The sequence below is a fragment of the Olivibacter sp. EAT-5 genome (assembly GCF_044784325.1).
In the GTDB taxonomy this organism is placed as follows: domain Bacteria; phylum Bacteroidota; class Bacteroidia; order Sphingobacteriales; family Sphingobacteriaceae; genus Olivibacter; species Olivibacter oleidegradans.
This window is the reverse complement of sequence record NZ_CP173028.1, coordinates 5,641,361-5,660,171: the sequence shown is the minus strand read 5'-3', so window position 1 is coordinate 5,660,171 and position 18,811 is coordinate 5,641,361. Positions and strand designations below refer to the sequence as shown.

The window sequence follows — 18,811 nt, the reverse complement described above, 5'->3', positions numbered from 1 at the left end:
AAAGTTATCCAGTACTAGTGGGAAACTATGGAAAAAATGTATCGCCGCTAATGCTGTGCTGCTGATCGGTTATAGTATAGTCCACAGCCCGCGCATATTATTGCCGCTATAAGGTGCGCATAAAGATAACCGGTTATTTGCCCTTGGTAGGATAGTACGGTGATGAAATCACTAGCTGGAATGATGGTTCCGGCTAATAGAATATAGCCCAATATCCGGAACTCTTTTTTCAGTAGCAGTAGCAAGATAATGAATCCGAAAAAGAAGTCGCGTACACCTTTGATGTGGTGAAACGAAAAATCTCCGTTGGTAGGTGTACTGATGCCAAAAGCAATTTCTGCCCCTACCGGATCGAAAAAGAATCGGGCACCAATAAATAATAAACCTATGCCTGAAAGTAGGCATAACCACCAATTGATTTGTTTTGTTAAACGTTGCATAACATTGAATTTTTGTTGAAACAAAATTGCCCAATGGCTTACTCAATTTAATGCACCTAGGTTAACAAAATCAGGAAGTGAGCAACCTTTTTCTAATGCGACTGAGCGATTGCGGTTTTACGCCTACATAAGAGGCTATATAATATTGCGATAAGCGCTGCTGCAGCTCGGGATGCTGCCGAATAAAATTTTCATAGCGTGATGGTGCGGTATCCGTATAAAAGGAGTTTAGATCTTTTAGCGTTTGGATAAACACTTGTTCAATGACCAACCTGCCAAAACGATCACCCGCACGTATTTTATCGTAAAATTGCTGTAAATCACGGTAGGATATCACCAATAGTTCGCTATCTTCTAATGCTTGGATGATCTGGCGGGAAGGTTTTTGTGGTACAAAACTTTCGTAATTACAAATAAACTCAGCTTCTTGGGAAAAGCCATAGGTTTTCTCCTCTCCATCATCGTTGATATAATAACGCAAAATGCCTTTTTTGATAAAGCCAACATATTTGCAGGTTTCTCCCTCTGCTAGGAAAAAAGTACCTTTTTTATAGGTTTTTAACTTGAATAAGCGTTGGATAATGTCGATCTCCTCAGCATTCAGTGGAATGGCTTGTGCTATTACCTCGATTAATGGTGCATGTATAGCGGTGATGTTCATCGTCATATTGTCAAATAGACTGTTCGCTAATTTAGGCATATTGTTCCTTTTTGCCAATCTAACAACGATACATCGGCTTAATTAATTCAAGTAGATCCCCTTATCAAGAGTCAGCTACCTTTTTCATACTTACTTCATAGGTTTCTCGATATTTAATTAGGTTTATACCAAGTTTTTACCAGATTCTGATCAGGTTTATCTGATGAGAATCTGGTAATACCTGGTAAAGATCTGATAACGAGCGAAATTGGTGGGGAGTTAGTAGGGTCATGATACGTTCAACGCTGAAACCCTCATTGCACGGACCTTATTTATTGTTTTTCGTCTTTTACTTCTTTGTAAAAGATATAACCACCATGGTGAAGGGTATTTTCGTCAACAAATGTTCCGTCTGCCGTAAAGCCGGTGTCATCTCGATAAAAGATTTCATTTCCGCTTACTTTATAGGCTCCCTGATAAGCACTTAGACGGCTTCCCCGGGCTTCGTCATAACGGTTGCCGGGAAGTAATTCCTGACGTATATGTCCATCTGCCGTTACCCACATGCCGATATACCCTTTGGTTTCTTCTATTGTCTTTTTCATAACTGTTGTATTGTTTTGCATTAATTGAACTAATTCATACGTGTCTAAAAAAGCAACCGCGTGGATGATTTTCCCGTCGTTGAGTTGCAGTTTCCAGATGTAGGTGTTTTCGTAAATCGTGTTCGTTTTGGTTTTTGCCTGTGCTTTGAAATGAAGCCAGATAAATCGGTCGTCTGCCGTAAGACTAATTAGTTTTGGCTTTAAGGGCTCTTTCAATTTTTCAATAATGGGCGCTACAGCACGCTCCATAAACGCTTGCTTGCCTTTATAAGCACCGGAAACGGGAGACCGTCCGCTAACCTCCCAGTTAACGTCATCCGCTAGCAGATCAAAGAAACTCGCTGTGCCATTTTCCCATTGCTTAAACTGCTGGGCAACCAGGTCTAACTGTTTTTGCAAAGCAGACTCTTTCCTTTCTTGGGCATTTGCAGAAAAAACAACATGCCCAAGAAAGAGTGCGATCGTTAGAGCGCCGTAGACAGTGTGTAGCTTTTCCATTGCTCTACTTCGCTGGTTATAAAATCTACTTTTTTATACACGATATCATAGGCATCACTACCCAAAAACAAATGAACCGGCGGTTTTTCTTCTTTGCTTATCGCAATCAATACTTCTGCTGCCTTTTCCGGATCATTGGGCTGATTGCCATTTATGTCGCTAAGGTGTGCCTGTTGGGATTGGCGGGCAGCTTCATACTCCTCAATGGTATGCTGAGGTGTTTTTACCGAACCTTTGGCGAGAAAATCGGTACGGAAATAACCGGGATAAACAACGGTTGCATGTACACCCAATCCTTTGACTTCTTCGGCCAAGCTCTCTGTAAAACCGACAACGGCAAATTTAGTGGCGCAATAGATGCCCCAACCGGGAAATGCACCGGAAAAGCCGCCAACAGAGGCGATGTTGAAGATATGCCCCGACCTATTTTTGCGTAAGTAAGGCATGGCATTTCTGATGACATTCAGCGAGCCGAAAACGTTGACATCAAAACTGTTTCGCGCTTCTTCGTCTGTCAGTTCCTCCAATGTGCCTATTTGTCCGAAACCGGCATTGTTTACGATAACGTCTAGCTGACCGAAATGGGCGATGCTTTTGGCAATTCCTTCCTTTACATGTTCATTGTCTGTTAAACGAACTTCCAGTGGTAGGAATACGTCTGATACTTCACCAACTTCAGCGATTAATGACTGGATGTTGCGGGAAGTGGCTACTACGCGATAGTTCTGCGCTAACAATTTTTTAACCAGTGATAGGCCTAAACCTTTTGAAGCACCGGTAACTAACCAAACTTTTTTTGTTGTGTCCATATGTTTTAATTTTTTATGATGACACAAAATTAAAGCGGCCGTAGCGGAACAATTAACGAAATGCTAACAATAACTTACGAAATTCTAACATTGCGGAATTGGGTAGGGTTTATGTTCAAATGTTTCTTAAAAAAGTTGTTGAAATGGGTCACTTCGGTAAAACCCAAGGCAAAGGCAATTTCTGATATATTCCAGGTGGTTTGCGTGAGCAGAATTTTAGCTTCTTGTAATAAACGTTCAGCGATAATCTGTGAAGTGGTTTTCGCTGTGGTTTCTCTGATTGCTCTGCTCAAGTGGTTGACGTGTATTGAAAGTTGATCGGCGAAATCAGATGCGGAACGGAACTGTACGCGTTGTCTGACGTCCTCAATGGGAAATTGCCTTTCCAGTAATTCCAGAAATAGGATGGATATTCGATGAGATGCATTGATTTCCTGCTTATCGATCTTTTTTGCGGGTTTCATTTTATGGGTTTGATGTAAAATAGCAAACACCAGATTTCTTAATGCATCGTATTTATGTTCATAATCTGAGCTAATTTCTTCAAACATCTGCAGGTAAATCTGCTTGATGCTTTCAGCCTGCTCATCGTTGATTTCAAAAATAGGTGTACCGTTGGGCTGGAAAACTTCGTACTTACTCAGGTTTCCGAAATGGTGAAAAAAAGCAGGGGTAAACACACAGAAATAGCCGGATTGTTCATCATCAAGCGATTCCCAGTTATAGGGTATCTGCGGGTTGGCAAATAATAATGCCTGCTTGGTTATTTCGATTTCTTTATCAGCATAATAGATTTTATTTCTGCCGATAATCAGGCTGATTTTGTAATAGTCTTTTCTGCTGTACGGAACCGGTTTGGGATGGGTGCCTGCGAAATCATCCAACTTGAAAACGTTAAAATGGCCAATCTCCCTACGGATATTGTCGGGTACCCAGTTGAGTTTGCTTTTGTAGAATTCTTCTATTGATTGCGTTTTCTCCATAGGACAAAGTTACGAAAATCAAACAGAATTCGCTGGATATTTGTCTGTGTGTATCCTGCAGCAAAGTATACCGTTGCTTTCACTTCAAATTAAAATATTCTAAGAAGGTAATACTTGGTTTTAGCCGAATATGAATTTAGCGGTTTCTGGAGCGTGAATGTCGGATTCGACTAAACCAAAAGCAGATTTGGATAAATCGTTTTGACGCAGTTAAGTGATCTTTGTAGTGTCAAAAGGAAAATTAATAAAAGTTGAAGTAGATATTTATACTAGATAAAGCTATGAAAATTATTGTGACGGGTTCTTTGGGGAATATTGGCAAACCGCTAACGGAAATACTGGTTGCTCAAGGGCATCAGGTAACGGTGATCAGCAGTGATCAGAAAAAACAGGCGGATATTGAAGCTTTGGGAGCTACAGCTGCTATCGGATCGATTGCCGACGTTAAGTTTTTAACGGACATCTTTATGGGGGCGGATGCTCTTTATGCCATGGTTCCTCTGAGCATGACGGAGCCCGATTTGGGTGATTATTTACGAAGGATGGCACAAAATTATGTACAGGCTTTGGAACCGGCTGGGATTAAGCGAGTGGTGCTGTTGAGTGGTTGGGCCGCTGATCTGACACGGAACGAGAATATCGAGCACGTTTTTAGTCATTTAAAAATTTCCCTGACGATTCTGCGCCCGGCTGTTTTTTATAACAACTTCTACCAGTCTATCGACTTAATTAGAGGTAAAGGTTTAATGGGTATGTTTCTAACATTGCGATATTCGGGGCTTTGGGCCTTGCTCAGCGGGAAGACTGGCCTGCTTCTGGGCAATTATGGTGGGGAGGATCGAATTGTTTTCGTGTCGCCGAAAGATATTGCATACGCCGTTTCGGAGGAACTGTTATTACATCCTGAAACAAAAACAATCCGTTACGTGGGCAGCGAGGAAATGACCTGTAACGAAGCGGCAAAGATCATAGGTACGGCAATAGGTAAACCATGGCTAAAATGGGTTCTGCTGTCTGACAAGGAAATGTTGCGGGGCTTGAAGATGGCCAAAGTGCCGGAAAAACTGGCCAATACGCTTGTAGAAATGCAGGCTGCGATGCACAGCGGCAAAGCTTTGGAGAACTTCCACCGGAACAACCCTAAAATGGGTAAGGTTAAGCTGGCTGATTTTGCCAAAGAATTTGCGAGAGATTATCATAAAAATAGTTAGTTTTATATCGATGAATAGCACTAAACTGCTCCGTTTCAGTACAATACCTGAATGTCATCGGGCCGTGGGTTTGCCAAGTCCTGCACATCCGTTGATTAGCGTTATCCGTATGGAGGACGTTAACATGCCCATCGCGGAAATTCCTTTCAGGGTCATCTACGATTTTTATACGATTTCGCTAAAAAAGGCATCTCCTGCGCGATATAAGTACGGACAACAGACCGGTGATTTTGATGAAGGTGTATTGTTTTTCATGTCGCCCGGCCAAGTATTCGGTATTGATTTACCAATTGATCTGAAGGAAGTAAGACAACCTGAGGGATGGATGATCTTAATCCATCCGGATTTTTTATGGAATACGCCGCTGGCAAAAAATATTAAAAAATATGATTTCTTTAACTATTCAGTAAATGAGGCACTTTATCTTTCTGATAAGGAGGAGGCTATGCTTACAGCCATCACCGATCAGATCGAAAGGGAATATAATACAAACATAGATGCTTTCAGTCAGCAGGTCATCATTGCACAGCTCGAACTTCTGCTGACCTATTCGGAACGGTTTTACCAACGTCAGTTCATTACCAGGAAAGCCTCCGGCCACGAATTACTTACCCGCCTGGAAGATTTCCTATCAGCGTATTTCAATAGCGGTGCATTGGCTTCCAAGGGCTTGCCAAGTGTTACACTGATTGCTGAAACTTTAAATATTTCGCCGGGTTACCTGAGTAGCTTACTTAAATCTTTGACCGGCCAAAGTACGCAACAGCATCTGCATGATAAATTAATAGAGCTGGCAAAAGAGAAACTTTCTACCACGAACCTTTCTATAAGCGAGATCGCTTATGAACTGGGATTCGAACACCTTCAGTCGTTCAGCAAACTATTCAAAACTAAAACAAGTTTCTCGCCACTGGAGTTCAGGCATTCATTTAATTAACCAATTGAATGATCGACATACAGCTGTTTAATTTAGATGGCTATATACCCGCTATCAATTGCATAATAGCTGCCATTGATAAAAGTAGAGGTTTCTGCACTCAAGAACAGGACGAGGTTGTCAACTTCTTCCGTTGTTCCGAGACGACCAGTGGGACGTTTGCCGATTAATGCTTGCTTTTTTTCTTCATCAAGCTGATCAAACAACGGCGTATCGATATAACCAGACCCTACAGCATTGATGCGCATGTCCGGTGCAGCAATTGTAAAGCATGAAAAGAATTGATATGAACCACTTCTTGCAGTCCGGAATTGCGTTTTGAGAGGTTTAATTTGGGCTTTTTATAACATTAGAATGGCTTTTGGAAGGTCTTACAAAGATGGTCATTTATATACCGTAAGAAAATCTGTGGGATTAAGTATGGGAATCTTATCAAACGGATGCAGAACCAGGAGGTCTTTGTCTCCGGTTATAATACAAGAAGCTTGGGCGGATACAGCCAGAGAAAGGTACTTGTCGTCTTTTGGGTCACGACATGCTGTTATAGTTTGCGCAGGATTAATAGAAATCGAATTGCTGATTATATTTTCAATGAAGTCGATTCGGGTTTCCATTTTCACCCATCTATTAAACTTTTCACGAGAGAAGACAATAACGTACTCAGCAACAATTTCATCCGAAACCAGTAAGGTGCCTGAAATTCTTGCCCTTTTTAATGCAAGACCAGCAGTAGAGCCTTCGTTGAATAGTGCGCTGAGTAAGGTGTTTGTGTCGAATATAAAATAATTATTCATCCTCATTCAGCAGTTTGTCCAACTCCTCCTGTGAAAAACCTTTTGACTTCGCTTCTGCGCTTGCTTTTCTCATTGTTTCAAACAACCGTTCATTAGCGGATTGATTGCTGAAGAAATCGTTCAAAAAGGCATTGATATATATCTCAACTTTTCGTTTCCTGTCCGGATCTGCTTGCTCATAAGCGGAAGCTAAAGCAGGAGGTACTTGTATTGATATGGTTTTCATCGTGGTATCTTATCTAGTTTGATAATCAAAGATAAGAAAAATCGAAGGAATGGTTATTTTGTAATCGCTATTTTATCGGCTACGTTGGTCATCTTTTACTCGTATACAAGCCAATACAAATGATATTCATTCCAAATGGATGAAATTGTTCAGTAGTAGCGGATAACGTTGTTCCTATTTGGTGAATAATCTATTTTTTCTCTTGCGGTAATACGATGTATTTGCTGCAAGAACTATATAGTATTACGATAAGCACCGCTGCTGGGTAAAACTTTTGTAGCGTGATGGTGCAGCTTAGCAGAATCATTGTATTGACGGTTTAGGTATGAATATGAAAGGAAGCGGAAATCACCCACTGGAATTAGTTTGATTTTTGTAATTTTAGAGCATGGAAAGAATTGATATGAACCACTTCCTGCGCTCGCAAAATAAATTGCTGAATAAGGATTTGGGTAATTTCAACCTTTTTTGGGTACAGGAATTGGATACTTGCGCCGTACAGCCTATCCCTTACAATCGACGGGATTTTTACAAAATAAACTTGCTCAAGGGCGCGTATACAATTCATCTCGCAGATAAAACCTATGAAATTCAAAAGCGGGGTTTGTTCTTTGGTAATCCTTCTTATCCCTATAACTGGATTCCGAAGGGAGCGGATTCGCACAGTGGGGTGTATTGTATTTTTAACAAAGAGTTTTTTCATCATTTTGGCAATATTGACGCCTACCAAATGTTTCGGCCTGAAGGGGATAATGTTATTGAATTGACGGAAGGGTTGTACGATGAAATTGAAGGTATTTTTGAGAAAATGGACGTGGCTTTCCGATCGGCGTATCAACATAAATATGATAAAATCCGGAATTTGATTTTTGAGGTGTTACACAGTGTAAATGAAGTGTCTACTAAAGAAACACGGATTAACCGGCACGATGCAGCCGCTAGCAGGATTACCGGCTCATTTTTGGAGTTATTGGAAAGACAGTTTCCGCTTGAATTGAAAAACCGGCAGGTGCCCCTTCGGAACGCAGCGGATTTTGCGGATACGCTAGCGATTCACGAAAACTACTTGAACAGGGTTTTGAAAAAAACGATGGGAAGTACAACTACCCAGTTAATACAGCAACGCTTCTTACAGGAGGCACGTGTTCTCATCAAGCATAGTTCCATTGATATTTCGGAAATTGCTTATCTCTTGGGCTTTAAAGAAGTTAGCCATTTTTCCAACTTTTTCAAGAAATATGAAGGGCTTTCGCCATTGCAGTACCGAAAGGTTTGATTTTTGTAAATGATGGTTCGTTTTCTGTAAATTGATCCTAAACCTATTCACGACCTTTGTCTTGTAAATAATTACGTAAAATAATGACAAAGAATTGGTTTATTACAGGTACTTCAAGCGGTATTGGCCGTATTCTTACGGAACAATTGCTGGCATCGGGCAACAAAGTTTTTGCGACGCTCCGGCAAACGGAACAATTGTTGAAATTGAAAGAAAGATACCCTAAACAACTTTATGTTGGTTATTTGGAACTGACAGATACAGAGAGTATTTACAATGCAGTGGCAGCAGCGCTGGCGGAAATGGGACGAATAGATGTTGCGGTGAGCAATGCCGGACTGGGTGTTTTCGGAGCGGTGGAAGAATTGGATGATCATGTCATCTCGAAGCAGATTGAAGTCAATTTGTTAGGATCAATCCGACTGATAAAAGCACTGATTCCGGTAATGCGTCAACAGCCTGAGGGGGGACATATTATACAGGTGTCTTCAGAAGGCGGTCAGATTGCTTATCCGGGCTTCAGCTTATATCATGCATCTAAATGGGGAATAGAAGGCTTCATCGAGTCGACCGCACAGGATGTACGACCTTTTAATATTAGGTTTACAATTGCCGAACCGGGGCCAACGGGAACTAATTTTGGTAGTAGTTTGCTGATAGCGCCTGCTTTGGATGTATACCAAAACACACCGGTAAACGATCTACGCAAATTTATCGATGAGGGTTTTGGTGAACTGGACAATGTGTATGATGTTGCGCAAGCTATAATCGATTGTGCCGTCCATGCGCAACCTCCGTTTAGATTGCCCATCGGAAAAGTGGCCATACAACATGTTCAGGACGGATTACAAAAACGCTTAGACGCTGTGCGTAGCGCAATACAGTAAAAAAACCATTTACTTACTCATTCCTTAATGAATCAATCGGATTGGCTATTGCAGCTTTAATGGCTTGTGAACTCACAGTGAGTAAAGCCAGTATAAGCGCCCCCAATCCTGCGATGATAAATAAACCCCAACCGAGGGAAATACGGTACGTGTAAGCTTCCAGGAATTTATCCATCGCCCAATAGGCAATAGGAAAAGCTACCAAACAAGAAATGATGACTAACCAGGCAAATTCTTTGGACAGCAAGCGTGTAATTGAAAAAACCGACGCACCGAGTACTTTGCGGACTCCAATTTCTTTCGTCCGATTTTCGGCCATATAGGCGGCAAGTCCAAATAAACCCAGGCAGGAAATAAAGATGGTGAGAAAAGCAAATAAAGCTGCCATGGTGCCGGTTTGCTCGGACTCTTTGAATTTAGCGGCGTAGGCTTTGTCTACAAAGTTGTAGGCGAAAGGATAATTGGGGTTGTAGCGCTTAAAAATGGCTTCTGTTTTAGCAAGCGCAGTAGCCGTAGATAAGGCAGGATTGAACTTGATATGCATGACATTAAACCATCCTTTCGCTCCTTCGATGACAGCGGGTTCCACGGGTTCATAGGGTGAACGCGAAATAAAATCGGCCACCACCCCCACTACGTGCCATTCAATGCCATTATCTTTGATCAACTGGCCAATGGGGTCTTTGAAGCCCATAAGTCTTACGGCTGATTCATTTAAAAGGATGGCTGTGGAATCGGTAGGGTACTGCGTCAGGTCCATGTCCCTACCGGCCACTAAACGAAGACCGGCTGTTTTTACAATGTGCTCGTCAGCGCACATACGGTCGATAAGTGTTTTATCGTTTGGTGCTTTTCCCTGCCACCAAAATCCATTACTGTTACTCCAACTTTCGGTAATCGGAGAATTGGATCGCGTGACCGATACGGCTACACCTCCTTGGAGCAGCTCATTTTTGATCAGCTTGCTGTTCTTGGCGACCTCGCCCTCCTCCGAAATATAAACGACATTGTTTTTGTCATAACCATTTTCCCTGTCTTTTGCGTATTGGATTTGTTTATGAACAGCCAAGGTGCTTATAATAAGAATGATGGCAATGGTGAACTGAACAACTACCAGGATTTTACGAAGACTAAAAGTGGCTTTTGCTTGTTTAAAGGTGCCTTTTAACACCTTAACAGGCTGAAAGGAGGAAAGGAAAAATGCCGGGAAACTGCCGGCGAGCAAGCCGGTTATTAAAATAAAGCCTACGGCGTTTAACCAAAACTGCAAATGGCCAAAATCAACAGCTAAACGCCTGCTGATTAAATTGCCGAAGGAGGGTAGGGCTAACCAGGTAATAAACAGGGCGATGAGGCCGGAGATGGTGGCTATCAAAATGGATTCGCTTAAAAACTGGCCGATCAGCGATACGCGATAGGCGCCCGCTACTTTTCGGATACCGACTTCCTTGGCCCGTTTCTCACTTCGGGCGGTGCTGATGTTCATGAAGTTAATGCAGGCAATCACTAAGATGAAAACGGCGATCAGCGTGAAGAGGTTGACCATATCAATGCGCCCGCCCACTATCTTTCCATTTTCAAATTTGGAGCGGAGCCACCAGTCGGGGAGTGCATGCAGCAGGACTTCCGTGTCTTCCTCCGGTCCATTATGCCGCTTGGTGATGTCCTTGATCTTCCTGTCCATTGCCTCTTTGCTGATGCCCGGATTTAATTCTACATAGGTCTGAACAGAATTATTGCTCCAGTACTCGTCGCTATAACCGATCTTTTCCATGTATTTCCAGGGAAGCAGGAACTCCACATCGGTGAACCGGGTATTGCCGGGCATATCGGCTAGAACACCGGAGACGGTCACTACATCTACACTATCTATTTTGAGCGTCTTCCCCAGTGCTTCTTCTTTGCCAAATAAGCGTTTAGCCAGGCTTTGGCTAATGACAATTTCGGTAGGGGTTTTTAAGATATGCTCTTTATCGCCTTCCAGCAACGGAAAATCGAACATGGAAAGGAAAGCGGAATCAACGAAGGCGCCCTGACCCTTTAGTTTCTTGTCGCCCACGGAGAACAGGAAACTGTTATCGGAGTAGCGGCTGTAATGGGCTATTTCCGGAAATTCCGCTTTGGCGGCCGGCCCTAAAGGCTTGGGCGTGTAGAACCACACCTGAAGTTTATCGCCCCAATTGGCTCGGTTTCCTACTAAAAAGAGTTGGTCTTTTTTATGGTGAAATAGGTCAAAACTCCGTTCGTTTTGTACCCAGGAAAGGATGAGCATGGCAGCTGCCATACCGATAGCCAAGCCAGTTATGTTCAAGATGGAATACCCTTTGTTTTTAAGCAGATTGCGCCAAGCGATTTTGATGTAGTTCTTTATCATACCGAGCCCTTTAATTGAATATTAGCTAAACATAAATGGAGCCATAATTTTATCAATTTGATTATTAGTTGTTTGTGTCTTTGGTTTTTAACAGCAAGTGTTCGTTTTCGAACAGTGATTGTTCATTGGCGCACAGCTTTCATCTCACTTTACCTTGATGCAAAGTGAGACAAACATCAAGGCTGTCCAGTTCTCGCTAAAAATTCGATTTCATACCCGCCGTTATGCGGAGCCGCCCCATATCTCAATCCTTTCCTTCGCTTTTTCGCATAACGTTTTTTCGGCCCTTCCAATCGAATTTTCTTTACGCTCACCCTGGAAGGCCGTCCTTCCCTAGGCGCTACAGCCCCTTTGCATTGAGGTTCTGAAATGCTTAAATGGCCTTGGACGATACTGAAGCAACGAGCAGCGACATCAAAATAAAAAAAATGTTCTTTTAAACAGGTTCCTAGCCATTGATAAATTAGGCAGCGAAAAAACTTTTTACCATATGGTAAGCGGATTCCTCATAATAAGTTCGAAATTTAAAGTATGAAAGAGTTTATCAACTACGTATTACAGTTTGGGAATTTGAACAAACAGCAAATCGATTTCATTCTGAGCAAAGCGGAAACGTTGGAACTTCATAAGGATGACTATTTTTCGGAAGCTGGAAAGATCCCCAGACACGTTGGGTTTATTCTTGAAGGGATCGTTCGTTTTTGCTATTATAACAACAAAGGCGAAGAGATCACACACTCATTCGTAGACGAGAACAATTTTGTTTCTGACCAACAAAAGTTTGAGGCACAAGTGGTGGCCTCCGATTATGTACAGGCCGTTACCCCTTGCAAAATGCTCGTTTTTTCAAAGAAAAGTTGGGACGAGATCGGCAATACGATTGTTGGCTGGGACGCTATTATAACTCAGATTACAAAAAATTGTTTGTTAAAAGCGATTGAAAGAAGGAGCCCCCTTGTTTCTGAGGATGCAACTACGCGCTATTTATCGTTCATTGAACAATTTCCCGGTCTTGTTAACCGTGTGCCGCTTTCTCATGTTGCTTCTTATCTGGGGATCACGCAACAATCCTTGAGCCGAATACGAAGAAATATCCGTTGAGCGCGCTTTTTACCAAATGGTAAATGCTTCCTCTTTTTTGATACCGACCTTTGTATCATTAATTTAAATGAATAGCAATGAGCAAAAAAGTTGTATTAATTACAGGAACAAATAGTGGGTTTGGATGGCTTACCGCTAATAGTGTAGCCGCTTTGGGGCATAAAGTATATGCCACCATGAGAGACACCCAAGGAAAGAATGCAGATAAGGCAAATGCGCTATCACAGGTAGCCAATATCACCGTTTTGGATGTTACGCTAACAGATGAAACCAGTGTTAAGCATGCTTTTGACACTGTGATAGCGAAGGAAGGTACCATCGATGTATTGGTAAATAATGCGGGTGTTGCCCTATTCGGGGTGGCTGAAAGTGCTACTACGGCCGATGTGCAACGAGTTTTTGATGTGAATGTGATCGCTCCCTGGAGATTGATGAAATTAGCCTTACCCTATATGCGTAAACAGTCGGAAGGTTTGATCATCAATGTCTCGAGTGGGTGGGGTCGGTTCTCGCCCCCTTTTTCAGCCGTGTATGGTGCTTCAAAATTCGCTTTGGAAGGTTTAAGCGAAGGCTTGCATTATGAGGCACGACCTTTAGGGGTAGATGTGGCAATTATTCAACCGGGGGCTTTCCCGACTGAGATGTCTCAAAAGATTCAAGCTGGATCTGACACATCGGTTGTTGACGATTATAAACTGATAGCGGAAGTTCCGGGAAAAATGTTCAATGCTCTTAGTCAGATGTTTGAGACTGTAAAACCGGATCCTCAAAACATTGCAGATGCCGTGGTAAAGCTAATCAATTTACCAAAAGGACAACGCCCGTTAAGAACCGTGGTTGACCCATCTACGGGAGAGATTGTCAAAACGGCTAATGAAGCCGTTCAGGTTGAATACGACCGAGTACTAACAGCATTTGGAATGAAAGATTTATTGAGTTTGTAGGTATAAAAGGTGATGCTTGTTCAGCAAGTTGTTCAAAGCACTTCCACCTAAACTTTTTCCTGTCTCATGCCTTTGAGAATACGTGCGCGGTGTTGAAGTCCCCATTCGGCAATGGTTTGCGTCAATTGCTTTAATGATTTTCCGTACTCTGTAATCTTATAGGCTACCGAGACAGGAGAAGTGGCCAATACATTTCGTTCAATCAATCCGTTTACTTCAAGCTCCTTCAGCTCCCGACTCAACATCTTACCGGAGATGCCCTGAACTTTCTTCAGTAATTCGGAATAGCGCATGGGTTGGTAACACAGGCAGGCGATAATAAGCACCTTCCACTTTCCACCTAAGATTTCCATGGTGTCATTTATAGCCAATACGGTTTGGCTACAGTCTTCGATTAATATACTTTCTGATTTCATTTTTGTCCCTTGGTTACCCAAATGTCACTGTTACTTTTTGTCACTTAGTGGCAAATTTAAACAATTCTGCTTTACCTTTGCATCGCAAACATAAAAATTTATACAATGGAACTTATTAATCATTTAAAATGGCGTTACGCCACTAAAAAATACAGCACAGAAAAAGTTAGCGAGGAAAAGATCAACCAAATTTTAGAAGCCATCAACCTAACCGCTTCTTCATGCGGGATACAGCCTTATCGGGTTTTGGTAGTTTCTAATCCGGAGATAAGGGCCAAATTGGGCGCAGGTTCGTTTAACGGACAGATTGTAAATTCTTCTCATTTATTGGTGTTTGCGGCTTTCAACGAGATATCCACAACATATATTGAAGAATATATAAAAATGGCCGAAAAGCAACGGAATTTACCAGAAGGTGGGATGGCTAATTTTACAGAAAAACTAGTTAACTATTTCAGTGCAAATACAGCGGAAGCAAATGCCATCTGGGCTAGTAAACAGGCTTATATTGGCTTGGGTACGGCCTTGCTGGCGGCTGCGGAATTGAAGATAGATTCTACGCCCATGGAGGGTTTTGATGCTGCCCAATTTGATGAGGTTTTAGGGCTAAAGGAGAAGGGATTGCATACGGCGGTGATCCTTTCGTTGGGCTATCGGGATGCGGAAAATGATTACCTGGTTGATATGCCAAAAGTAAGGTTGCCCATAGAAGAATTTTCTGCTTTTGTAGCATAAACGATTTAATCTGGCTGTAGGGGCGCTTGCTATTGCTGCGCAACACTTCCATGAGCTGGAAATTGACAAGTTGGCTTAAAAGATCAGGGACGGCCTTCTTAGCCAACCACGGGAAGATTCTTATAACGCCATTCACTCGGGGAGTAGTTTACCGGCAGTTGTTGTAGATGATTGATGCGAATCTTTTTTCTGTGCTGTTTGATATGTGTAAAGAGGAGGTGACTGTCATAGGTGACTTCGAAAGGTTGTGACAGGTTAACCGGTTCGGTTGTTTCGCCAAGGATCACATACTCCAATTTTCCTTCCGAAGTGAACCGCTTAATGATGACTTGGTCGCCAGTAGTGGCTTGTATACTGAACCATGCTCCATCACCCACGCCTCCAAGATACTGTGCCTCTTTAGGCACAGTAATGGGTTTTGAGGGTACGTTCATGCGGCCAACCGAGTGGTCGGCGGGTAAAAGACGGGCTTTTCTTTGGCTTACATTCTCTCCTAGCTTTTTCAGTAAAAAACGAACGGACTGCCAGCGGTTCATCTTAACATGTTTTAAGCCCTCATGGGGTGTAAATGAGTAGATCATTCTATCTGGCACTACATTAACTAAATTACTGATGGGACTTGCTTTAATTGTTTCAGGGAAATTGATACTATGTCGCCAGCTGTAGCGCTTGGAACACCGAGCAAGCATGCGGACAATAAATCGTGAACAATTATTGTTGTTGCGGGCGATGGCACCGTAAGGATATGCACCTTGAAGTACACAATCGTCTCCGTAAGCTTTGGCGCGTTCGAAATTAATACCACGAGCAATAGCGAAATAAAGAATACCTTCTCCATACATAGCAGGTTTCAATGCTTCAAACTGCGTTGCGATTTCTTCAAGGTTGACAATATAACAACCTTCAAATTTCGCCTTAATCGTAATCGCTAGGCGAGGGTCTGAAAATTTAGAACGAGCTCGACCATATTGCCGGGGCGTGATATATCGTCCGAAGTCATAGAAGAGCATTTCGCCGGTTTCTCGTTTAATGATAACAATACCGGTATGACCTACTTTAAAATTTAAGTTTTTTACAATGCCAATTTTCTTTAAAAACAACATCCACTTTTCGTCTCCACGGATAGTGGTATCCGGCCATGTTAAAATAAGGGCCATATCATTGTAGGTGATCGTTGACTGCATGATATTCTCTTTTTATGTTAGACTTTAAAGGAAGATGAAGTTTCGGTAACCCCTATGCGGTGAATGTTTGATAAATAGACTTAATTTCGTGCCCCAACGGAAGAAACGGCTTAATTCTTTTTTGTTCAAGTGCTCAAAATGGAAAATTTTATGTGGAAATGGAATCGCATTGGTATAGACACCATTTTTGGAAAAAACCAGCATAATTTTTTTGTGAAGCTTTTTCGTTAGGCCAACATGTTCGTATACTGCCTGCCCGCGTTCGAAGAATGATGCTGTTGGATAATCTCGAAAGGTCAGCAAAACGATATAGTCACAGCATGTTAGCATGTTTTGATAATTGATTTCATTGCCTAAACTGGTACGGCTATACACTTCGTGTCCATTGTTCCAAAAAAACGCTGCAAGATGGTCGAGTAACATTTGTTCTTCTTGTCCGTTATCTCCAACTAATAAATATTTCATCTGTTTATTTTTTGTTTTTAGTTGTCAGATGGAGCCTTTGATGATTAAAATAATCATTGCCCTGTGTGCTTAATGATTATTTTTAATCATGTCGGGTTCATATGTAAATGACTTCTCTTTTAAAGGCCATACCTGCCTACCGGCAGGCAGGTGGAATATCCGGATTATTTTATGTTTGTCTTTGGTAATCATGGATATTTCATTATCAAAAATGTTTTATGCTAAAGATTTTTAGCCGCTGCTATCTGGAATGCTATAAATTTAATGGTGGGTATCAGCTAGATGGCGATCCTTTCCATCGCTTGTGTGTCCATAACCAACCATAGGGTTCTTCTTTGATGTTTTCGGTTAAGAGGCTTACATATTTTTGGGTTATCTCGCCCTCTCGCGTAGCTGAAGCTTCGGAACAGATTGGTAAACAGGTTATTTTGTAATACCCTTTAGATAGCTGTGTAATATGTAAGTAGATGACGGCCGATCGACTCGTGCGTGCCAATTTCTCCATGCCTGAAAAGACGTATGTGTCCTGGTGCAAGAAAGTGAACCTGAATTTTTCTTCTTTTATCGGCGGACATTGGTCGGCAAGGAACAGATAGACGGCCGGACCTGAACTTTTAGCTAGTATTTGGCGTACAACCGCTTTATCAGGTAATAACTTCATGCCAAAACGAGACCGGAATCTAATCATCAGCTTATTCATCGTGGTTGAGCGAAGGGGTTTGTAAACGGCATATATGTCGTATTGCATCTTAAAAGGCATAAAATTCAGCATCTCCCAATTTCCGCAATGGCCCAGGCAAGCAATAACGTCTCGTCCGGAGGCTATGTACTGATCAATTAATTCTTGATTCTCAAATACAATTTTCTTGTCAAGCACTTCAGCCGAAACGGAAATGCTTTTGATGATTTCGGCAAAATAGGCGGTAAAGCAAGTGTAGAACTTTTTTACAATTGCATGGACTTCTCCGTATCGCTTATCCGGAAAGGCGCGTGCTATATTCTGGATAACGACTTCTTTTCTGTAACCGATGATATAATAAGCAAGAAAATAAGTGATGGAACCCAATGCATATAGAAAGGTCATCGGTAGCAGGCTTATTATGTATAGGCCGGCATAAGCACTTCTATAAGCAAGTTGTTTTAGTATCTGCTTCGGGTTCATATTTAGAGTTTCATCTTTAAGCCAATCGATGCATAAGGGGAAACAGAAAAAAAGTAATCATTATCGGATGCAAATACACCCTTCAAGGTTCTGTCGCTGTACGCAGCCGGACGGTATAGGTTTAGTCCCACCATACCGGTCATGGTTAACCCGGTTTTACCGAGCTTGAGCTCGGGACGAAAGCCTGTAACGATATACTGGTGTGAGAAGATCACGTCTTTGCCGTCTTTTTTCAGCAAGGCGACCTGCCCGTTCATTTCAATGGCATAAGATAGTTTGAACCGATCGTTGAAATCGTAACCTGCCGATAATTCAAGGCCTTCGATTACTTCTACATTGACATCGTATTTTCCGTGAAGCTTCCATTTAACATAAACCGCCGGAAATATCATGGGGTACCCTAAAGAACTATTGATCGATACGCCACCGCCTATATCCAGATTCGGTTTCAGGTGCCGGATAAAAACAAGGCCCCCACTTCCCAGCACATTTTTAAATGTCAGCTTGGAGAAATCGGTAGTGGGAGCAAATATACCGGCTCCTAGGCTGGCCCGCATCGACCATCGGTCATTTAACGGACGTAGATGGTAAACCCCGAGTTGTATATTCATGATTTCGGAAACCATTTCATCTGAAAAATTTCGGTTTTTCAAAGAGACGTATGATCCGCCAAGGCCAATCCCCCAAGCTGTGGGACGATTCTTTTCATTCATTTTCATGGATAAGGGAATGTTGACGGCTCCTTGGTAAACCATGGCGGAACCTTTGCTATTACCGATTTTTTCTCGTGGTTTTTCACCCGGAGGCAGATAATAATAGCCCGAATTTCCAATATACTCGGTTCTGAAAGACACTTGTTGCGCGTTGCCTTCGAGGTATAGTAGTATGGCTAACGTTGTTAAGCAGAATGATATGAACTTCATATGATTTTTAAATTTTTATTTGCATTTATTTATTATATAGGAAGCAAAAGAAGGGTGAATGAAGTGATGTCGAAAGCAATAGATGGCAGACTTCAGCATCTGGTGGATGAAGTGTAGTATGAACCGGATAAAATGAATTCGAAAAAAGCCATTGCGTACAGAAATTCAGGTGTATTAAATTGCACGGCATAACCTATTTTT

General features: G+C 42.0%; 21 protein-coding genes. 7 read left to right on the top strand and 14 right to left on the bottom strand.

The features are described from left to right. Nucleotides 1-47 precede the first annotated feature (47 nt). The 5 genes from ACH11B_RS23620 to ACH11B_RS23600 form a co-directional block, all read right to left on the bottom strand. Nucleotides 48-440 (bottom strand): DUF4267 domain-containing protein, encoded by a 393-nt coding sequence (locus ACH11B_RS23620; protein ID WP_377610680.1) that lies wholly within the window; start codon nucleotides 438-440, stop codon nucleotides 48-50. 70 nt (nucleotides 441-510) lie between these two features. Next, a complete protein-coding gene (locus tag ACH11B_RS23615) occupies nucleotides 511-1,140 on the bottom strand; it encodes a Crp/Fnr family transcriptional regulator (protein ID WP_377610679.1) in 630 nt (209 codons plus the stop codon). A 272-nt stretch (nucleotides 1,141-1,412) separates the two neighbouring features. Then, on the bottom strand, nucleotides 1,413-2,183 hold the full coding sequence (locus ACH11B_RS23610) for an Atu4866 domain-containing protein (protein ID WP_377610678.1): 771 nt from the start codon (nucleotides 2,181-2,183) through the stop codon (nucleotides 1,413-1,415). Beyond that, the gene (locus ACH11B_RS23605; protein WP_130855254.1) at nucleotides 2,150-2,992 is read right to left on the bottom strand and encodes an SDR family NAD(P)-dependent oxidoreductase; all 843 of its coding nucleotides are present in this window, start codon (nucleotides 2,990-2,992) and stop codon (nucleotides 2,150-2,152) included. Before ACH11B_RS23605 ends, ACH11B_RS23610 begins: the two co-directional genes overlap by 34 nt. Before the next feature lie 74 nt (nucleotides 2,993-3,066). Beyond that, the gene (locus ACH11B_RS23600) at nucleotides 3,067-3,975 is read right to left on the bottom strand and encodes an AraC family transcriptional regulator (protein WP_013667631.1); all 909 of its coding nucleotides are present in this window, start codon (nucleotides 3,973-3,975) and stop codon (nucleotides 3,067-3,069) included. Between the two features lie 281 nt (nucleotides 3,976-4,256). On the opposite strand from ACH11B_RS23600, the gene ACH11B_RS23595 reads away from it, so the two are divergent. Continuing rightward, complete coding sequence (locus ACH11B_RS23595; protein ID WP_377610675.1) at nucleotides 4,257-5,186, top strand: NAD(P)H-binding protein; 930 nt, start codon at nucleotides 4,257-4,259, stop codon at nucleotides 5,184-5,186. 10 nt (nucleotides 5,187-5,196) lie between these two features. Next, complete coding sequence (locus tag ACH11B_RS23590) at nucleotides 5,197-6,123, top strand: helix-turn-helix domain-containing protein (protein ID WP_377610673.1); 927 nt, start codon at nucleotides 5,197-5,199, stop codon at nucleotides 6,121-6,123. Between the two features lie 32 nt (nucleotides 6,124-6,155). On the opposite strand, the gene ACH11B_RS23585 is transcribed toward ACH11B_RS23590, so the two are convergent. From ACH11B_RS23585 to ACH11B_RS23575, 3 genes are all read right to left on the bottom strand, one after another. Then, nucleotides 6,156-6,371 (bottom strand): SDR family oxidoreductase, encoded by a 216-nt coding sequence (locus ACH11B_RS23585; RefSeq protein ID WP_289551831.1) that lies wholly within the window; start codon nucleotides 6,369-6,371, stop codon nucleotides 6,156-6,158. Between the two features lie 135 nt (nucleotides 6,372-6,506). Beyond that, nucleotides 6,507-6,923: a putative toxin-antitoxin system toxin component, PIN family gene (locus tag ACH11B_RS23580; RefSeq protein WP_377610671.1), complete on the bottom strand. Its 417-nt coding sequence runs from the start codon at nucleotides 6,921-6,923 to the stop codon at nucleotides 6,507-6,509. Next, a complete protein-coding gene (locus tag ACH11B_RS23575) occupies nucleotides 6,910-7,143 on the bottom strand; it encodes a hypothetical protein (protein ID WP_013667625.1) in 234 nt (77 codons plus the stop codon). The genes ACH11B_RS23580 and ACH11B_RS23575 overlap by 14 nt, the downstream gene beginning before the upstream one ends. A gap of 388 nt (nucleotides 7,144-7,531) precedes the next feature. Here ACH11B_RS23575 and ACH11B_RS23570 point away from each other — a divergent pair, with 388 nt between their 5' ends. Together ACH11B_RS23570 and ACH11B_RS23565 are read left to right on the top strand one after the other, a co-directional pair. Continuing rightward, the gene (locus ACH11B_RS23570; RefSeq protein WP_013667624.1) at nucleotides 7,532-8,419 is read left to right on the top strand and encodes an AraC family transcriptional regulator; all 888 of its coding nucleotides are present in this window, start codon (nucleotides 7,532-7,534) and stop codon (nucleotides 8,417-8,419) included. A gap of 83 nt (nucleotides 8,420-8,502) precedes the next feature. Further along, complete coding sequence (locus ACH11B_RS23565; RefSeq protein ID WP_377610668.1) at nucleotides 8,503-9,306, top strand: SDR family oxidoreductase; 804 nt, start codon at nucleotides 8,503-8,505, stop codon at nucleotides 9,304-9,306. A gap of 13 nt (nucleotides 9,307-9,319) precedes the next feature. Here the strand turns inward: ACH11B_RS23565 and ACH11B_RS23560 are convergent, their stop codons facing one another. Continuing rightward, a complete protein-coding gene (locus ACH11B_RS23560) occupies nucleotides 9,320-11,680 on the bottom strand; it encodes an ABC transporter permease (RefSeq protein WP_377610666.1) in 2,361 nt (786 codons plus the stop codon). A gap of 531 nt (nucleotides 11,681-12,211) precedes the next feature. Here ACH11B_RS23560 and ACH11B_RS23555 point away from each other — a divergent pair. Continuing rightward, the gene (locus ACH11B_RS23555) at nucleotides 12,212-12,781 is read left to right on the top strand and encodes a Crp/Fnr family transcriptional regulator (RefSeq protein ID WP_130855264.1); all 570 of its coding nucleotides are present in this window, start codon (nucleotides 12,212-12,214) and stop codon (nucleotides 12,779-12,781) included. A 77-nt stretch (nucleotides 12,782-12,858) separates the two neighbouring features. Then, nucleotides 12,859-13,725 (top strand): SDR family oxidoreductase, encoded by an 867-nt coding sequence (locus tag ACH11B_RS23550; RefSeq protein ID WP_377610664.1) that lies wholly within the window; start codon nucleotides 12,859-12,861, stop codon nucleotides 13,723-13,725. Nucleotides 13,726-13,772: 47 nt separating this feature from the next. Here ACH11B_RS23550 and ACH11B_RS23545 read toward each other — a convergent pair whose 3' ends face one another. Continuing rightward, entirely contained in the window at nucleotides 13,773-14,141 is a 369-nt protein-coding gene (locus tag ACH11B_RS23545) for a winged helix-turn-helix transcriptional regulator (protein ID WP_377610662.1), read from the bottom strand. A gap of 105 nt (nucleotides 14,142-14,246) precedes the next feature. On the opposite strand from ACH11B_RS23545, the gene ACH11B_RS23540 reads away from it, so the two are divergent. Continuing rightward, nucleotides 14,247-14,876, top strand: coding sequence for a nitroreductase family protein (locus ACH11B_RS23540; protein WP_377610660.1), 630 nt, complete (start codon nucleotides 14,247-14,249; stop codon nucleotides 14,874-14,876). A gap of 98 nt (nucleotides 14,877-14,974) precedes the next feature. Here ACH11B_RS23540 and ACH11B_RS23535 read toward each other — a convergent pair whose 3' ends face one another. The 4 genes from ACH11B_RS23535 to ACH11B_RS23520 form a co-directional block, all read right to left on the bottom strand. Continuing rightward, on the bottom strand, nucleotides 14,975-16,060 hold the full coding sequence (locus ACH11B_RS23535) for a DUF6695 family protein (protein WP_377610658.1): 1,086 nt from the start codon (nucleotides 16,058-16,060) through the stop codon (nucleotides 14,975-14,977). A 24-nt stretch (nucleotides 16,061-16,084) separates the two neighbouring features. Further along, a complete protein-coding gene (locus tag ACH11B_RS23530; protein WP_377610656.1) occupies nucleotides 16,085-16,525 on the bottom strand; it encodes a hypothetical protein in 441 nt (146 codons plus the stop codon). A 274-nt stretch (nucleotides 16,526-16,799) separates the two neighbouring features. Then, nucleotides 16,800-17,687 (bottom strand): lysophospholipid acyltransferase family protein, encoded by an 888-nt coding sequence (locus tag ACH11B_RS23525; RefSeq protein WP_377610654.1) that lies wholly within the window; start codon nucleotides 17,685-17,687, stop codon nucleotides 16,800-16,802. A 2-nt stretch (nucleotides 17,688-17,689) separates the two neighbouring features. Then, nucleotides 17,690-18,610, bottom strand: coding sequence for a DUF6268 family outer membrane beta-barrel protein (locus ACH11B_RS23520; protein WP_377610652.1), 921 nt, complete (start codon nucleotides 18,608-18,610; stop codon nucleotides 17,690-17,692). Nucleotides 18,611-18,811: the final 201 nt, after the last annotated feature.

Coding starts and splice junctions, on each gene's coding strand:
- ACH11B_RS23620 (WP_377610680.1), bottom strand. CDS start 440: ATGCAACGTTTAACAAAACAAATCAATTGGTGGTTATGCCTACTTTCA.
- ACH11B_RS23615 (WP_377610679.1), bottom strand. CDS start 1,140: ATGCCTAAATTAGCGAACAGTCTATTTGACAATATGACGATGAACATC.
- ACH11B_RS23610 (WP_377610678.1), bottom strand. CDS start 2,183: ATGGAAAAGCTACACACTGTCTACGGCGCTCTAACGATCGCACTCTTT.
- ACH11B_RS23605 (WP_130855254.1), bottom strand. CDS start 2,992: ATGGACACAACAAAAAAAGTTTGGTTAGTTACCGGTGCTTCAAAAGGT.
- ACH11B_RS23600 (WP_013667631.1), bottom strand. CDS start 3,975: ATGGAGAAAACGCAATCAATAGAAGAATTCTACAAAAGCAAACTCAAC.
- ACH11B_RS23595 (WP_377610675.1), top strand. CDS start 4,257: ATGAAAATTATTGTGACGGGTTCTTTGGGGAATATTGGCAAACCGCTA.
- ACH11B_RS23590 (WP_377610673.1), top strand. CDS start 5,197: ATGAATAGCACTAAACTGCTCCGTTTCAGTACAATACCTGAATGTCAT.
- ACH11B_RS23585 (WP_289551831.1), bottom strand. CDS start 6,371: ATGCGCATCAATGCTGTAGGGTCTGGTTATATCGATACGCCGTTGTTT.
- ACH11B_RS23580 (WP_377610671.1), bottom strand. CDS start 6,923: ATGAGGATGAATAATTATTTTATATTCGACACAAACACCTTACTCAGC.
- ACH11B_RS23575 (WP_013667625.1), bottom strand. CDS start 7,143: ATGAAAACCATATCAATACAAGTACCTCCTGCTTTAGCTTCCGCTTAT.
- ACH11B_RS23570 (WP_013667624.1), top strand. CDS start 7,532: ATGGAAAGAATTGATATGAACCACTTCCTGCGCTCGCAAAATAAATTG.
- ACH11B_RS23565 (WP_377610668.1), top strand. CDS start 8,503: ATGACAAAGAATTGGTTTATTACAGGTACTTCAAGCGGTATTGGCCGT.
- ACH11B_RS23560 (WP_377610666.1), bottom strand. CDS start 11,680: ATGATAAAGAACTACATCAAAATCGCTTGGCGCAATCTGCTTAAAAAC.
- ACH11B_RS23555 (WP_130855264.1), top strand. CDS start 12,212: ATGAAAGAGTTTATCAACTACGTATTACAGTTTGGGAATTTGAACAAA.
- ACH11B_RS23550 (WP_377610664.1), top strand. CDS start 12,859: ATGAGCAAAAAAGTTGTATTAATTACAGGAACAAATAGTGGGTTTGGA.
- ACH11B_RS23545 (WP_377610662.1), bottom strand. CDS start 14,141: ATGAAATCAGAAAGTATATTAATCGAAGACTGTAGCCAAACCGTATTG.
- ACH11B_RS23540 (WP_377610660.1), top strand. CDS start 14,247: ATGGAACTTATTAATCATTTAAAATGGCGTTACGCCACTAAAAAATAC.
- ACH11B_RS23535 (WP_377610658.1), bottom strand. CDS start 16,060: ATGCAGTCAACGATCACCTACAATGATATGGCCCTTATTTTAACATGG.
- ACH11B_RS23530 (WP_377610656.1), bottom strand. CDS start 16,525: ATGAAATATTTATTAGTTGGAGATAACGGACAAGAAGAACAAATGTTA.
- ACH11B_RS23525 (WP_377610654.1), bottom strand. CDS start 17,687: ATGAACCCGAAGCAGATACTAAAACAACTTGCTTATAGAAGTGCTTAT.
- ACH11B_RS23520 (WP_377610652.1), bottom strand. CDS start 18,610: ATGAAGTTCATATCATTCTGCTTAACAACGTTAGCCATACTACTATAC.